General features: G+C 62.7%; 17 protein-coding genes and 1 pseudogene. 6 read left to right on the top strand and 12 right to left on the bottom strand.

What is annotated here, in order from left to right; translation table 11 throughout:
* Nucleotides 1-17: 17 nt before the first annotated feature.
* Complete coding sequence (mftA, locus tag QAT43_RS09875) at nucleotides 18-125, bottom strand: variant-type mycofactocin precursor (protein WP_305042900.1); 108 nt, start codon at nucleotides 123-125, stop codon at nucleotides 18-20.
* Between the two features lie 307 nt (nucleotides 126-432).
* On the opposite strand from mftA, the gene QAT43_RS09870 reads away from it, so the two are divergent.
* Nucleotides 433-933: an NUDIX domain-containing protein gene (locus tag QAT43_RS09870; protein WP_305042899.1), complete on the top strand. Its 501-nt coding sequence runs from the start codon at nucleotides 433-435 to the stop codon at nucleotides 931-933.
* 94 nt (nucleotides 934-1,027) lie between these two features.
* Here the strand turns inward: QAT43_RS09870 and QAT43_RS09865 are convergent, their stop codons facing one another.
* Complete coding sequence (locus QAT43_RS09865; RefSeq protein WP_305042898.1) at nucleotides 1,028-1,504, bottom strand: DUF4112 domain-containing protein; 477 nt, start codon at nucleotides 1,502-1,504, stop codon at nucleotides 1,028-1,030.
* Nucleotides 1,505-1,663: 159 nt separating this feature from the next.
* Between QAT43_RS09865 and QAT43_RS09860 the strand changes: the two genes are divergently transcribed.
* From QAT43_RS09860 to QAT43_RS09845, 4 genes are all read left to right on the top strand, one after another.
* The gene (locus QAT43_RS09860) at nucleotides 1,664-2,257 is read left to right on the top strand and encodes a hypothetical protein (RefSeq protein WP_305042897.1); all 594 of its coding nucleotides are present in this window, start codon (nucleotides 1,664-1,666) and stop codon (nucleotides 2,255-2,257) included.
* 40 nt (nucleotides 2,258-2,297) lie between these two features.
* On the top strand, nucleotides 2,298-4,592 hold the full coding sequence (locus QAT43_RS09855) for a Tex family protein (protein WP_305042896.1): 2,295 nt from the start codon (nucleotides 2,298-2,300) through the stop codon (nucleotides 4,590-4,592).
* A 114-nt stretch (nucleotides 4,593-4,706) separates the two neighbouring features.
* Entirely contained in the window at nucleotides 4,707-4,913 is a 207-nt protein-coding gene (locus QAT43_RS09850) for an AbrB/MazE/SpoVT family DNA-binding domain-containing protein (protein WP_305042895.1), read from the top strand.
* A complete protein-coding gene (locus tag QAT43_RS09845; protein WP_305042894.1) occupies nucleotides 4,910-5,284 on the top strand; it encodes a type II toxin-antitoxin system VapC family toxin in 375 nt (124 codons plus the stop codon). The genes QAT43_RS09850 and QAT43_RS09845 overlap by 4 nt, the downstream gene beginning before the upstream one ends.
* A 15-nt stretch (nucleotides 5,285-5,299) precedes the next feature.
* Here the strand turns inward: QAT43_RS09845 and QAT43_RS09840 are convergent, their stop codons facing one another.
* Nucleotides 5,300-5,941: a DUF2959 domain-containing protein gene (locus tag QAT43_RS09840; protein WP_442900238.1), complete on the bottom strand. Its 642-nt coding sequence runs from the start codon at nucleotides 5,939-5,941 to the stop codon at nucleotides 5,300-5,302.
* Between the two features lie 51 nt (nucleotides 5,942-5,992).
* A complete protein-coding gene (locus QAT43_RS09835; protein WP_305042892.1) occupies nucleotides 5,993-6,241 on the bottom strand; it encodes a GlsB/YeaQ/YmgE family stress response membrane protein in 249 nt (82 codons plus the stop codon).
* 113 nt (nucleotides 6,242-6,354) lie between these two features.
* On the opposite strand from QAT43_RS09835, the gene QAT43_RS09830 reads away from it, so the two are divergent.
* Nucleotides 6,355-7,014, top strand: a complete 660-nt coding sequence (locus tag QAT43_RS09830; protein ID WP_305042891.1) for a DUF502 domain-containing protein — start codon at nucleotides 6,355-6,357, stop codon at nucleotides 7,012-7,014.
* 15 nt (nucleotides 7,015-7,029) lie between these two features.
* On the opposite strand, the gene QAT43_RS09825 is transcribed toward QAT43_RS09830, so the two are convergent.
* From QAT43_RS09825 to QAT43_RS09790, 8 genes and pseudogenes are all read right to left on the bottom strand, one after another.
* A complete protein-coding gene (locus tag QAT43_RS09825; protein ID WP_305042890.1) occupies nucleotides 7,030-7,374 on the bottom strand; it encodes a DUF2750 domain-containing protein in 345 nt (114 codons plus the stop codon).
* The gene (locus QAT43_RS09820) at nucleotides 7,371-9,287 is read right to left on the bottom strand and encodes a PAS domain-containing protein (RefSeq protein WP_305042889.1); all 1,917 of its coding nucleotides are present in this window, start codon (nucleotides 9,285-9,287) and stop codon (nucleotides 7,371-7,373) included. Before QAT43_RS09820 ends, QAT43_RS09825 begins: the two co-directional genes overlap by 4 nt.
* 22 nt (nucleotides 9,288-9,309) lie before the next feature.
* Nucleotides 9,310-10,422 (bottom strand): glycerol dehydrogenase, encoded by a 1,113-nt coding sequence (locus tag QAT43_RS09815; RefSeq protein WP_305042888.1) that lies wholly within the window; start codon nucleotides 10,420-10,422, stop codon nucleotides 9,310-9,312.
* Between the two features lie 48 nt (nucleotides 10,423-10,470).
* A complete protein-coding gene (locus tag QAT43_RS09810) occupies nucleotides 10,471-11,592 on the bottom strand; it encodes a radical SAM protein (protein ID WP_305042887.1) in 1,122 nt (373 codons plus the stop codon).
* A gap of 5 nt (nucleotides 11,593-11,597) precedes the next feature.
* Nucleotides 11,598-11,909, bottom strand: a complete 312-nt coding sequence (locus tag QAT43_RS09805) for a hypothetical protein (protein ID WP_305042886.1) — start codon at nucleotides 11,907-11,909, stop codon at nucleotides 11,598-11,600.
* 35 nt (nucleotides 11,910-11,944) lie between these two features.
* Nucleotides 11,945-13,336: a VWA domain-containing protein gene (locus QAT43_RS09800; RefSeq protein ID WP_305042885.1), complete on the bottom strand. Its 1,392-nt coding sequence runs from the start codon at nucleotides 13,334-13,336 to the stop codon at nucleotides 11,945-11,947.
* A gap of 2 nt (nucleotides 13,337-13,338) precedes the next feature.
* The gene (locus QAT43_RS09795) at nucleotides 13,339-14,238 is read right to left on the bottom strand and encodes an AAA family ATPase (RefSeq protein WP_305042884.1); all 900 of its coding nucleotides are present in this window, start codon (nucleotides 14,236-14,238) and stop codon (nucleotides 13,339-13,341) included.
* A 112-nt stretch (nucleotides 14,239-14,350) separates the two neighbouring features.
* Nucleotides 14,351-14,889 (bottom strand): annotated as a pseudogene (locus QAT43_RS09790) (iron-containing alcohol dehydrogenase); the annotation flags it as partial.

The following is a 14,889-nucleotide window of genomic DNA, read 5'->3' as shown; positions in this document are numbered from 1 at the left end:
TGCCTGCCGCCGCCATCTCAGTAGACTCCGCAGATGCCGTCGATGGCGAGTTCCTCGACCTGGATCTCCTCAAGGATCTCCGGTTCTTCCGTGCATGCCTCGGTATTGATCTGTTCAACGTCCATTGTTTCTCTCCTTTGCTGCGGTTTGTGGATCAATGCGCAATGCATCGCCTGTGTTGCCACGGTTATTGCAACGCAGATGCCAATGAATAAAACGATGGTATATGTTGTACTTAGAGTCGCACTGAGGGGATCGTGGGCCGGAGTTTCTGAAAGACTGTGGAGAAAAAGGGCAGCGAAGGAGGGGCAGAGAAGAGGCTGGAAGGAAAGCGGTGTGGTGATTCTCCACACCATGGCGATTGTCTACACTATTCTAAACCGGCGTTTGGTTTATCCCGGAAATATCTGTCCATCGCGGAAAGGAAACCCCATGGCGGAACGTCATTCCCATTGCTCCTGGTGCGGCAGCCCCTTTGCCGCCCACCAACCCTGGCCGCGCCTGTGCCGGGCCTGCGGCCATGCCAGCTATCTCAATCCCTTGCCGGTGGCGGTGGTGCTGCTGCCCGTCGGCGCCGGGCTGGTGGTGATCCGTCGCAACACCGAGCCGCGCAAGGGTACGCTCACCCTGCCCGGGGGCTACATCGATTACGGCGAAACCTGGCAGCAGGCCGCCGGCCGCGAGGCCTTCGAGGAGACCGGCATCGCAGTCTCCAGTGATGAGCTGCGCCTCTACGACGTGATGAACGGCCTCGACGGCACCCTGGTGGTCTTCGGACTCGCCGCCCCGCGTCCCCGCGACTGCTTCAAGCCCTTTTCCTCGGAGGAGACCCAGGAAGTCGTTCTCATCGAACGGCCCATGGAACTGGGCTTTTCCATGCACACCGAGATCGCGGCGCGGTTTTTCTCGGAGAGGGGGCGAGGGGGCCGTTGACAGGTCAGATGTCCCAAAAAACGGCCGGCATTCAATCCATTTTCTTTTGCCAGTCGCCATAGCAGATCAGAAAGGAAAACAAGAGGGGTGCCGCTCACCCGCCACTCGCTGCGAGCCACAACGCTCGCACCAGCAAAAAGCCAAGCACGCCGACGAGCAGCACGAACCCCACCAGCGCGGCGCCGAGGGTCCATGCGAACAGGCGGCTGGCGACCACCGTCTTGCGCGGTTGGTCAAAGTATTCGCCGAGGAGTTTCACGTTGCGATGATTGGCCTTCCAGGCCAGGTCAAAGACATCCCCCAGCACCGGAAAGGCGCCGCCCAGAGCATCCACCGCGATGTTGAAGGCCATCTTCAGCAGCACCGACTTGGGGGCGCCCAGGCGGGAGGCCGCGGCCAGGATGTAGCTCGACAGCAGCGCGCCCAGAGTGTCGCCGATCCCCGGGAAGAGGCCGAGCAGGGGATCGAGGCCGATGCGGGCCTTGAGCCCGGGAATCGGGATGGAATTGTCCAACAGCCACGCCAGGCGTTCCAATTGGTGTCTGGTCTTGTCTCGGTAGTCGGTTGCCATCGCGTCCCTTTCCCCGGGGATAATTCATCGTCTGTTCAACCAATCCCCCGGCAGTTGTCCTTTAGTGTATCCCCGCTATGCTTTCCAAAGTTGGAAAAAATTTTGGGCGGCCCGGCCGATGGCTGGATCGCCTCGCTCACACAAGGAGGATGAAATTTCATGAGCTTTGGCGATTGGATCAAACAGCAGCTGGCGAGTTGCGCGCCGGCCGGGCAGGAAGTGGTTCCCGCGGGCAAGGACTCGGTTTTGGCCTTTTGGGCCTGCCTGCGCCAGGATTGGGCTTTTTTCGGAATCTGCGGCATCATCGTCGGCGTGCTGCGCGGGCTTTGGCCCGGTGGGTTTGAATACGCGGCTTCCCTGCCGCAGCAGTTGTTTGCCGGCTTGGTCTCCTCGGCGGTGCTCGGCGTCTTTCTCTTTGCCGCCCTGGTCTTCATCGGCCTGTCTTCCTTGCTGCCGCGTGATTTTCTGCTCGGCGCCTGTGATCAGGCGGTACTGCGCGTGCGCCAGTTCGCCAGTGTCATGACTGCCTTTCTCGCTGGTTACGGCCTGATCGCCCTGATTCGCGGGGCCGCGCAGGGCTTGCCCCTGGGGCAGGAACTTAAGTCCGTGGCCCTTTATGTTTTCATCGTCCCGGTCTTTTGCGTTATCTTCACCGCGCCGGTTTATTTTCGCGGTCGGCTGTGCCGCCTCCTCGCCTGGGTTCTGATCCTGGCGGGTCTGCTCGGCATGGCGCTGAGCGCAACCGGCATCTGATACCCCGATTGTTCATCCAAGAGGCATGGCAAGGAGTTTCATGAATCAACCCTCGGCAACTGATTTCATTTCCCTGCTCCACCAGGACACCGGCCTGCGGCCTGCGCAGATCGGAGCGACCGTCGCCCTGCTTGAAGGCGGGGCCACGGTGCCCTTCATCGCCCGCTACCGCAAGGAGGCCACGGGCGAACTGGACGAGGTGCAGATCCGCCTCGTCGAGGAGCGCCTGGGCTATTTCAAGGAGCTCGACGAGCGGCGCCGCGCGGTGCTCAAGTCCATCGACGAGCAGGGCAAGCTCACCGCCGAGTTGCAGGCACGCCTCCTCGCCTGTCGGCAGAAGACCGAGCTGGAGGATCTTTATCTGCCCTTCAAGCCCAAGCGCCGCACCAAGGCGACCATCGCCCGGGAGCAGGGCCTGGAGCCGTTGGCCGACGCGATTTTTCAGGCCCTGGGCGCGGGGATTGATCTCAGTCGGTTGGCGGCGGCCTATGTCGACCCGGAGCAGGGCGTCGCCGACCAGGCGGCCGCCCTGGCGGGCGCGGGATTTATTCTTGCCGAGCGCTTCGCCGAGTCCGCCGAGGCGCGCGCCCTGGTGCGCCGGCTGACCTGGGAGCAGGGCGTGCTTCGTTCCCAGCCGCAGCGCGGCAAGGAGGGGGCGGTCAGCAAGTATGAGATGTACTACGCCTTCGGCGAGGCACTGAAAAGCCTTCCCTCGCATCGTTTGCTGGCCATGTTGCGCGGCGAGAAGGAAGAGATCCTGCGCCTGGCAATCGAAGCGCCCGAGGCGGAGATTCTCGGTCGCCTCGCGCAACTGCTGCTGCCCAAGGCCAGCCCCTGCCGGGATTGGCTGCAGGAAGTCATCGCCGATGCCTACGGCCGTCTCATCGCGCCATCCATCGAGGTGGAACTGCGGCGCCAGGCCAAGGACCAGGCCGATGAGGAGGCGATTCGCATCTTCGCCGAAAACCTGCGTCACCTGCTGCTCGCCGCGCCCGCGGGCAGCCGTCGGGTGCTGGGCGTCGACCCCGGGCTGCGCACCGGCTCCAAGCTGGCGGCGGTGGATGAAACCGGGCGCTTTCTCGAACACCAAACCATCTATCCCCACACCGGCGGCGGGCGGGTGGATACGGCCAAGCAGGAACTGCTGCGCCTGGTGGAGCAGCACCGCATCGAGATGCTGGCCATCGGCAACGGCACCGCCGGCCGGGAGATGGAGCAGTTCGCGCGCGCCTGCCTCAAGGAACGCGGCCTGAAATTGCCGGTGGTGATGGTGAGCGAGGCGGGCGCCAGCGTCTATTCGGCCTCCGACATCGCCCGCGAGGAATTTCCCGACCTGGATCTTACCGTTCGCGGCGCCATTTCCATCGCCCGGCGCCTGCAGGATCCCCTGGCCGAGCTGGTCAAGGTCGATCCCAAGAGCATCGGCGTCGGCCAGTATCAGCACGACGTCGGCCAGGTCGCCCTGAAAAAAGCCCTGGATCAGGTGGTGGAATCCTGCGTCAACTACGTCGGCGTCGACCTCAACACCGCCAGCTGGGCGCTGCTCGGCTTTGTCTCGGGCATCGGCCCCGCCCTGGCCAAGGCCATCGTTGAGTATCGCGACACGCAGGGCGCCTTCAGCGAGCGCAAGCAGCTGCTCAAGGTGCCGCGCTTCGGCAAGAAAGCCTTCGAACAGGCCGCCGGGTTTCTGCGCATCCGCGGCGGCGCCCAGCCCCTCGACAATACCGCCGTGCATCCCGAACGCTACGCCCTGGTGGAGCGCATGGCCCGGGACGCCGGCGTGAATGTCGCGGCGCTCATCGCCCAGCCGGGGCTGCTCGACCAAATCGACCTCAAGCGCTATGTGGCCGAGGATGTGGGTCTGCCGACCCTGCGCGACATTCTGGCCGAGTTGAAAAAGCCGGGGCGCGACCCCCGCGCGAGCTTCGTCGCCGCCGGGTTTCGCGAGGACGTCATGGAGATCGGCGATCTCAAGGTGGGCATGAGCCTCAACGGCATCGTCACCAATGTCGCCGCCTTTGGCGCCTTCGTCGATATCGGCGTCCATCAGGACGGGCTGGTGCATGTCAGCCAGTTGGCCGATCGCTTCGTCAAGGATCCCAACGAGGTGGTCAGGGTCGGCCAGCAGGTTCAGGTGCGGGTGCTGGAGGTCGACGCCAAGCGCAAGCGCATTTCCCTGACCATGCGCAAAGGCGAGGTCAAGGCGGAGACCAGGGGCGCAGCGGATGCCAAACCGCTGGAGACGGGGGAAAGAAAGAAGAAAGAGCTGCCGCTCAAGCCTGTTACGGATCTTGAGGCGGCTCTGGAGAAATCCGGTTTTCGGGTCAAGAAATAAGTCGGCCTCGGTTGTGTCGAGCGGCTTTGTTTGTTTCGCGGCCTTGCCCTTGCTTGACATCCTTGGTTGATGGACCTACGGTATTACGAAATGATTATCGATCAAGGGGGTTTTGTGGACGCCGTTAAGATCTCACCCAAATTTCAGGTCGTCATCCCGCGGGCGGTGCGCGATAAGTTGGGGCTGGTTCCGGGGCAGAAAATGCAGGTTGTGGTCTATGGCGATCGCATCGAGTTGATCCCCGAGCAGGATATCCGATCCATGCGCGGCATGTTGCGCGGGATCGACACCACCGTTGAGCGGGACAATGATCGGCTATGAATGTCGTCGACTCCTCCGCGTGGCTGGAATATCTGGCCGACGGACCCAATGCGGAAAATTTTTCCGCTCCGCTGCACGACCTGTCTTCGCTGATCGTGCCGGTGATCACCCTCTATGAGGTATTCAGGGTGGTCTGCCGGCAACGGGGCGAGGATTTGGCCCTGAAAGCCATGGCGTTGATGCAGCAAGGCCGGGTTGTCGAACTCGGTCCCGCGCTGGCCCTGGAAGGGGCCAGGTTGGGTCTTGAACTTCGGTTGCCTTTGGCGGACAGCATCATTCTGGCCACCGCCAGGCAACATCAGGCCCTTATCTGGACTCAGGACGAACATTTCTCTGGGCTGCCCGACGTCCGTTATTTTCCAAAAATCTGAACAGTTTTTCGAATTTCACTCCGCCTGCAGGCCGGCAATGAAGGCGTCGGCCTGGGCGACGGAGCTCTCTATGGTGCGCACCAGGCTGTCGACGTTGGCCTGGACGACCACCACCTCGTTTTTCAAACCGGCAATGGCCCGGGCATTGAGGTTGTGCTTAATGAACAGCACCTGGTCGCGCAGGGGCACCAGCGCGGGCTCCAGCTTGGCCTCGGCCTGTTTCATGGCGGCCATGAGTTCCCGGTATCGTCCCTGGGTGGCGTCGTATTGGCGCTGGCTCGACCGGCGCAGCTCCTCGCTTGAATACTGCTTGATTTCCGCGCGCCATTCCTTGAACAGGGCGGCGGACACATCCTCGACGGCCCGGATGCGGTTACGCACCTCCGTCGCCTTGGCCTCGCTCTTCTGCAAGGTGGCATTGAAGCGGTTGTAGGCCTTTTCCAGATCCCCGCCCTCGAAATTGACGACGCTCTTGTACTGCTCCATGGCCGTCAGGAACTGCTCCTTGGCTTCCTGCTGGCTGTCGCGCGCGGCCTTGACGCGATCCACCAGAATGTCGCGCTTGTGGATGCCCATCTTTTCCATGGCGCCGTAATAGGCCGAACTACAGCCCGCCAGCGCGGCGAGAACGCCGAGCAAAATGAACCAACGAATGATCATGGCCACTCCTGGGTTGCCCCTCTGTGTCAACGGGAGAGGACAAGATGTTTATCGCTTGAACCGCCGATAAAAGAACAGCAGCAGAATCGCGCCGCCCGTCGCGATGAGGATGCTGCCCAGGTTGAACCCTGTTACGGTGCCCAGACCCAGGGCCGAGGCGAGAAAACCGCCGACGAAGGCCCCGGCGATGCCGAGCAGGATGGTGATGATCAGTCCGCCCGGATCCCTGCCGGGCATGAGAAACTTGGCCAACGCGCCCACGATCAGTCCCATGATGATCCACGACAGCATGCCCATGCGTGCCTCCCAGGTCGAAGGGTTGGTTTTTTGACCGATGTATGTCGCGACGTTAAACTTTGAAACCGAGTCTGGAAAAAGCATAGCAAATTATTGCCGCAACGAGGTGGCGCATGGAGATGACCCTGAAAAGCTTCGGCAAGATCATGGTGCGAGGATTGATGGCCATGTTGCCGGCTCTGCTGACGCTGTACATTCTCTATTGGCTGGTCTGGTCGGCGGAAACATTTCTTGGTGCTTTTTTTAGGATTTTGCTTCCGGAGGGATGGTACATCCCGGGCATGGGTTTGCTGGCGGGGGTGGCGGCGACGTTTTTTTTCGGCCTGATGCTCAACGCTTTTCTCATGCAGAAAATTCTCGGTCTCGCCGAAGCGGCGCTCAACCGGATTCCGCTCATCAAGACTTTATACGGCTCCGTCAAGGACTTCATCAGCTTCTTCGCTGCCAGGAAGGAAAGAGAATTCAACCAAGTGGTGGCGGTGGAGTTGACCGTCGGCGGGACGCCGATGCGACTTCTGGGCTTCGTCACGCGCAGCGACTTCGAAGGGCTTCCTGAAGGGATTGGTCACAGCGAGGAAGTCGCCGTCTATCTTCCGCTGAGCTACCAGATCGGCGGCTACACGGTGATCGTGCCGCGCCACGCGGTTATGCCCATCGACATCACGCCCCATCGCGCCATGGGTTTTGTCCTCACCGGCGGGATGTTCACCGAAAAGGGCTTCGGCCAAGCCTCGACGGATGCGAAGGAGACAAGCCGCAGGGACCCCGCATAAGATGACCGAAGGATTTCAGGTCTGTCCGCCCAGGAACTCCTCGCGGGTGACGACCAGCACCCGGCTTGTCTTGCCGTCGGGATTGAGTTGCAGTTCGGCGATGGCCATGCGTTGGTCCGAGAGCCAGGCCTGGGTGAAAACCTCCAGGGGCACGGCTTCGGGTTCGTATTTTTGCCCGATCAACCGTGCGTTTTTCAGGAATGCCAGGGCTTTTTCCCGGCTGGACCAGACCGGCAGGGAGTAGCCGTCATCGGTCTCCACGGCATGGATGTTTTTGTGCGCGCCGCGCAATATCCACACCTGCCCGGCGGCTTTGGTTTCCTCAAAAAATACCTTCTCGCCCATGTATTCCACGCTCATCGCGTTTCTCCCCGCCAGGCAGGCAGCAGCACCGTGAACCGCGAGCCTTCGCCGACCCGACTCTCCAGTTGGATTTCTCCCCCGTGGCGCTTGACGATGTTGTAGGTCAGGGCCAGCCCCAGGCCGACCCCCTGGCCGACCTCCTTGGTGGTGAAAAAGGGTTCCCAGATGCGATCGAGCATCGGCTGCGCCACGCCGCAGCCCGTGTCGCGGATCACCACGCGGATCTGGTCTTCATCGGCTTTCTCGGTGCGGACGTCCACCAGTCCATGCTCCTCAATGGCCTGGCAGGCATTGACCAGCAGATTCATGAACACCTGGCGCAATCCCGACGGATCGCCGCTGACGCGCGGCAGATCGGTCTGGAGGTCGGTGAGGATGCGGATCTTGCGGAAGTTCGATTGGTAACGCAGCAGTTCGAGAATCTCCAGCAGCACCAGGTTGATGTCGACCTTGACGGCGTTGCCGTCGGAGCGGCGGCTGAAGCTCAACAGGTGGTCGATGATGTCCTTGCAGCGATAGGATTCGCGCACGATGACCTCCAGATAATGCGGAAAGACATCGAGACGGACATCCTGCCTGAGTTCGGGCTCGTCGCGGAAGCGGCGCAGCAGCGCTTCGGCGCAGCCGGCCACGGAGGTCAGGGGATTGTTGATTTCGTGGGCGATGCCCGTGGCCAGCACGCCGATGCTCGACATTTTTTCCGTCTGAATGAGATGCATCTCCTGCATACGTTTCTCCGAGACATCGCGGAAAAACACCAGGGCGCGGTTTTTCAGGCCCTGGGCGTCGCGGATGGGAGTCGCGGAAATATCCAGATAGCGCGGTTGCCGACCTTCGCCCGTCAGGACCAGGGAGGTGTCGACCCGCTCGCCTCGCAGGGCGCGTTCCACGGGGCAGCTTTCGGGCGCCGCGTCGTCCTCGGGGTGAAAGATCTCGCGGCAGGGCTTGCCTTGCAGGGTTTCGCGGGGGAACAGCAGGGGGCTGATGGCATTGTGGTGCTGCACCCGCCCGTCCTGATCGTAGACCGTGATGCCGTCGCCGATGGAATCGAAGATGGTCTGCAGTTCGTTGGTCTTGTTGCGCAGGTCGACCTCGGCCTGCTTGCGCTGGGTGATGTCCTGGGTGGTGCCGTAGAGCTTGATCACCTGGCCGGCAATGTTGAGGGAGGGTTCGACAATGGAGTAGACCCAGCGCAGGGTGCCGTCCTCAAACTGCAGGCGGTGCTCGATTTCATAGGTTTTGCCCTGTTCGACACCCATGCGCAGGTGCGCCATGACATTGTCGTAGTCCGCCGGATGCACCACCCGGGCGAAGGCCTCCTGGGTCGTTTCCTCCGGGCGCAGCCGTAAAATGCGCAACAGCTCGGTCGAGGCCCGCACTTCCCCGGTGGCGGGGTCGAAGCTCCAGGAACCCACATGGGTCATGGCCTGGGCCTTGGCCAGGTTGTATTCGCTCTCGGCCAGGGCTTGCTCGGCCCGTTGTTTTTCGCTGATGTCGATGAGTGCCGCGAAGCATTCGTCGTTGTTTTCGTCGGCCAGGGCTTCGATACGGACATGCAGCCGCTTGGGACGCGACCGGGCGAGACGCAGCCGGCAGGTTTGCTTGAGGGGGGTCGCGAACACCCGGCGCAGCAGTTCGGCGAACGCCATGCCGGCCTCTTCGGCGACGAAATGCGTGAAATTGCGGCCGCGCAGGGCCTCGGGCGTCTCGCCCACCATGGCCGCGCCCATGAGGTTCGCCGTGCGGATACGTCCCTCCCGATTGAGGATGAAATACCCCACCGGGGCCTGGGCGAAAAGCTGGGCGTAGCTGTCGCGCTGCGCCTCGAGGTCCGCGACGCGGCGGCGCAGGGCGTCGATGTCCGCCTGGTGTCCGAGGGGTTCCAGGGGCTGTGTCTGCTGATGGTTCATGGGCGGTCCCTTTGTCCGTTTTTCATCCAGGCTGGTTTTTCCGGTAATCCCTGCCCAGGGCATCGGCGCTCCAGATGGCCGCTTCGACCATGGCCGCCGTCACGGGAAACCAGGTGGCATGAATGGTTTCTCCCTCGGCGACCGCGGTTTCCGCCACCTGCCGGATGTCTTCCCTGGAGGGGTCGGGCAGGTTGAGCTCGGCGAGACAGATGGGCAGGCCGACGCCGGCGCAGAAAGCCTGTACCTCGCGGATATCCCGGAGGGGGCGGCCTTCGAGAACCAATTGGGCCAGCACGCCGAAAGCCACCTTCTCGCCGTGGAGTTTGTCGCGCGTGGCTGGCAGGGTGGTCAGGCCGTTATGAATGGAGTGTGCCGCGGCATGCCCGCCGTTTTCCGAACTCAGGCCGCTGAGCAGGGTGTTGGCTTCAACGATGGCTTCCACGGCCGGCGTCACCAGGTTTTTTTCCACCGCCAGTTTCGCTTGCAGCCCTGATTCCAGCAGGGTTTCATAGCAGAGCCGCGACAGCGCCAGCACGGCCAGGGTGGGCGTCTGGCCGCCGCAGAAGGCGTTGGCTTTGCCGCTGCGCGCGCAGGTGCCCGATTCCCAGACTCCGGCAACGGCATCTCCCATCCCGGCAACCAGGAATTTGGCCGGCGAGTCGGCGATGACGGCCGTATCCACCAGGACGCAGTCGGGGTTTCGGCGCAGGTAGAGGTAGTTTTCGAACACGCCGTCCTCGCGGTACACCACGGACAGGGCGGAACAGGGCGCATCGGTCGCGGCGGTGGTGGGGACGACGATGACCGGCAGGTTCATTTCGTGAGAGACCGCCTTGCCGGCATCGATGGAGGCCCCGCCGCCCAGGGCGATGATGAGGTTGGCGCCCTGGTCATGGGCCCGCTCCGCCAGCCGGTTGATTTCCTTGCGCGAAGAAACGCCGCCGAAGAGTTCCTGCCCGCAGGCGATCCCCTGGGCCGCGAGACTGGCCGTTATGGCGGCACCGCAGATGTTCAGCGCGGTCCGCCCACCGATGACCAGGGCGTTATCCCCGAGCAGGACGGCATGCTTGCCGATGTCGTCGATGGCTCCCGCGCCTTGGATGTAGCGACTGGTGGAAAGCAGGATACGGCTCATGGCAGGGCTCCTTTGGCAATCGGTGGGGACAGGGGGTGGTCGGCGCCGCTACAGGTACTTGTCCAGCCCCATGTGGCGGACCAGACGGTCAAAATCCCCGCGGCCCCGCTCGGCCCAAAAACCCAGCAGGGCAAAGCCGTCGAGGGGCCAGGCGATGCGCTCCATGCCCGGCTCGGTGCACTGGGCGCATTCGGGGAAGGCCCCGACCTGTTTGCGAAACTGGTTGGCCGCCTCGCCGCGGAAGAGACGATCCAGCGGCTGGGTTCGGACATCGCCCACGGAATTCGCCAGCACGGGACAGCCAAAGACCTCGCCATTATGCCGCACGAACAGGGTGTTGTAGCCGGCCGAACAGGGCTTGCGCATTGTTCCGGTTTTCAGGTAGCCGAGCAGCGCCTCGCAATGGCCGCTCCAGGCGAAGGGGCTGCTTTCATAAAACTCGATCATCTTTCTGACATGAATGGGGTCGAAGTGCAATTCATTGGCCTTGTCCAGATTGGCAAAGCGGTTCGCCGTCAGGATGCAAGGCGAGATGATGGTGAACAGGTCGTGTTTCGCGGCGAAGTTGGCAATGCCCGGCAGTTCGTGGACATTGCGGGGGATGATGGTGGTTTTGATGCCGAGAATCAGGTTGGCGTGCTCTGCCCTGATCTCCTGTAGCCCGGACAGGGTTGGCTGAACGCGCTCCCAGGCTCCGGGGACATTGCGGATGCGGTCATGGAGCTTGCCCGCCGCATCCACCCCGCATGCCAGGACCAGGTCGACGCCGCAGGCGCGCAAAGGGCCGATGCACTCCCTGACGATGGCGAGAATGCGCTCGCTGAGCAGAGCGTTGGTGGTGATCGACAGGGTGCGCAGGGCGGGAAAGTGCTCGGGTTTGAACGCGACGATCCGCTGGAGCAGTTCCCCCAGGTCGGCGCGCAAAAAGGGTTCGCCGCCGGTGATGTCGAGTTCGCGCAGATGCCGCAGCGCCGGCGAGCGCAACACGGCGAGCCAGTCGGCGAGTTCCAGGTCGGCAACCTCGGCGGGGATTTTCCAGATGTTGCACATGTCGCAGCGGCAGATGCAGCGGTGGGTCACTTCCAGGCTCAGGGATTGGAGCCGGTAGGGTTTGCCGCCGCGTCGCAGTTGACGAAAGCGCACACCGTTGCAGAAGAGTTTGGCGATCAAGCGGGTCAATATCCTCCGCAGAAACCGTCCTTGCCGACCTCTTTCGTTTCAATGTCGCGCCCGGGCCCGTCCGGCTTCTTTTCTCCCGCATGGGGCTTGCCGACGTCCTCGAGGCTCACGGAACCATGCCCGCCTTCCACGCTGGGCGCCGTATCCGCGAGGTGGGCGGCGCAGATGTTTTTGAAGCTGTTGGCCTTGGCGCCGCAATACTTGCACTCAACAATAGGCTTGTCGGAGAGCTCCTTGATGCAGTCGTCCATTCCCTGGGCCTTGAGAGCGCACATGTGTTTGGAGTGGTCCTTACTGTCGCAGCGCATCACTTCCTCCTCTTCATGGATATTCACACCCGTCATCACCAGTGGCTGCGCCCCTCCGGATCCAGGCGCGGGGTCGCCGCGCCGCCGCCGCGCGTGTAGTAGGTGCGGTAGTCGTAGGCCTCTTCATCCTCGACCTTTTTGATGGTACGCATGGCGCGGTGCTCGTCTTCCAGATAGATGTTGCGCAGCAGATCCTCGACCACCTGGTTGAGTTCCGCGACGTTCTTGACCACCTCGACGCGGTCGCAGTAGGCGCCGTAGGTGTCGATGATGCAGTCGCCGCGCTTCCACAGGTCGCGGTCCTCGGGCGTGAGCCACATCATGTAGCTGGCCTTTTCGCGCAACAGTTCAAGCACGTGGTCATTGGGCTTGTTGTAATTGTTGCGCGCATCGCCGAGGAAAATCACCGCCGGGCGGCCGCGCAGGTTTTCGAGAAATTTGTCCTTGAAGGTCGCGAACACCTTGCCGTAATCGCTGTTGTCGTCGAGGTTGACGATCTGGCCGCCGTCGATGGCCTCCATCATGGCGTTGATGGGGGCGTTGGCCAGCATATCGGTGACTTCGGCGAGTTCCGCGTTGAAGACGAAGCTGCGCACCTCCATGAGGCGATTGTGCAGGGTGTGCAGCAGCAGCAGCATGAACTGGGAGGCGTGGCTCACCGAAAAGCTCACGTCGCACAGCACCACCAGCCGCGGCTTCTGCTTGCGCCGGCGGCGCAGCACCAGGTGAAAGGGCACCATGCCGTGGCGGTAGTTTTTCTGGATGGTGCGGATCACATGGATCCGGCCGCGGTTCTCCATGTTCTGCACGCGCCGGATGTCTTTCTTGAGCCGCAGCAGCATGCGCGAGACGGCGTCCTGCATCGCCTCGAGTTCCTCGGGGGAGAAGGTCAGCGGGCGCTTTTGCCCCTCGGGATGCTTGAAGGCCATGGTGACGGGGTTCTGCGGCATGCGCATGGAGGGCCGCGGCGCCTGCATGGCGCCCTTGAAATCCTTGAGGCGGATCTCCATTTCCGAACCGTCGAGCTGATCGAGGCTGATTTCCTTGAGGCCGAAGAGATCCTTGAGATCCTCGGGGCTCAGGCCCGCGTCGACGCCCGCCAGGGTCATGTTTTCGTTGACCATCTCGGGCGGGGTGCCGAGCAGTTCCTCGCCTTCCATGCTCAAAAGCGCTTCCTGAAGCAGATCGGCGGGGTCGACGCCCGCGCCGTCGGGACCGCTGCTGAAGAAGCGCTCGAACACGCGGTCGAAGAGCGGCAAGTCATGAATGCTTTTCACCAGGGTCAGGCGCAGCAGGCTACGCACCGAGCCGCGCCCCTCAAGCCCACCGTGGCCGAGGGCGCACACCGCGTCGAGACTTTCGCCCGGCGAAACCCGCAGGCCCTCGCGGCGCAACTCGGCGACGAAGCGGGCGATGATGGTCTCCATGCTCAGCCCAGTTCCGCCACCGCCAGTTCGGCGACTTTCCGCAGATCGGCCTGATGCTTGGAAATGACGCCGACGGTGTTGGCGACCACGTCCGGCGTCAGCCTGGTCACCTGCAGGATGGAGAGCACCTCCGCCCAGTCGAGGGTTTCCGAGACGCTGGGCGGCTTGCGCAGATTGAGGTCGCGCGCCTTGCGCAGAAAGCCCACCATCTGCCGCGCCAGTTCGTCGCAGATCTCGGGGAAGCGCGCGCGCACGATCTGCACCTCGCGCTCCAGTTCGGGATAGTCGATGTAGAGGTAGAGACAGCGGCGCCGCAAGGCGTCGGAAATCATGCGTGTGCCGTTGCTGGTCAGAATCGCCAGGGGTTTTTGCCGGGCTTCGATCACGCCGAGTTCCGGGATGGACACCTGGAAGTCGCTCAGGCACTCAAGGAGCAGGGCCTCGAATTCATCGTCCGAGCGGTCGATTTCATCGATGAGCAGCACGGAGCGCTTCTCCGAGAGAAAGCTGCGCAGCACCGGCCGCTGCACCAGGAAGTTGCGGGAGAAGAACAGGCTTTCCTCGGCGGCGAGCTGTTCGATGGCGTCGCGCAGATCGGTGGCTTCGGCCAGGCGGTTGTCGAGCTGGGTGCGCAGCATCTGGGTGTAGAGCAGCTGCTTGCCGTATTCCCAATCGTAGAGCGCCTTGCCCTCGTCGATCCCCTCGTAGCATTGCAGGCGCACCAGGGGAAAATCCAGAACCCGGGAAAGGGTTTTCGCCAAGCCCGTCTTGCCGACGCCGGGCGGCCCCTCGATGAGGATCGGCTTTTCCATGCGCATGGCGAGGAAAACGGCGGTGGCGATGGCTTCATCGGCGATGTAGCCACCCTTGCGCAGCGCGTCCTTTACCTCTCGTTCAGTCATCGTCAATGCCTCGGTTCAAGGAAGAAAAATAAGAGCGCCGCTGGGCCGGGAGAAAGCGGATCTCCCGGTCCAGCGGCATTCATGCTACCGGTCTGCTTGTGGCTTATGCAATTTACATGCAGCCTTTGAAAACGGCGCGCATGTTGTCGAAGCCGATGTCGATGGGGTTGCCCTCGGAGCAGATGTCCGCGGCGGCGAATTTGGCCAGACCGTCGAGGTCTTTTTCCTTGAGGCCGAGATCGCCGAACTTGGTGGTGATGCCCAGATCGTCCTTGAGCTCCTGGATCATGTCGATGAATTTCTCACCGGCCTTGATGTCGCTCATGCCGTTGGTGTCGATGCCGGCGGCGCGGGCCATCATGGCGAAGCGCTCGGGGCAGGCGGGCAGGTTGAGGCGGCACACGTCGACCAGGGCGATGGCGTTGCACAGGCCGTGGGGGGAGTCATAGAGACCGCCCATGGCGTGAGCCATGCTGTGAACGATGCCGAGGCCCGCGCTGTTGAAGCTGTAGGCGGCGGCCATCTCGGCCCACACCATCTGCTCGATGGCCTTGTCGTTGTTGCGGTTGGCGGCCGACTGGCGCAGGTTGCCGAAGATCTCGGTGATCGCCCAGAGGCCCGGGCCGTAAGCCGACTGCACGCACAGGCGCG

The organism is Geoalkalibacter sp. (genome assembly GCF_030604225.1).
Taxonomy (GTDB): Bacteria; Desulfobacterota; Desulfuromonadia; order Desulfuromonadales; family Geoalkalibacteraceae; genus Geoalkalibacter.
Note: the sequence above shows the minus strand (reverse complement) of the source record. Positions and strands in the feature narration are given on the sequence as shown.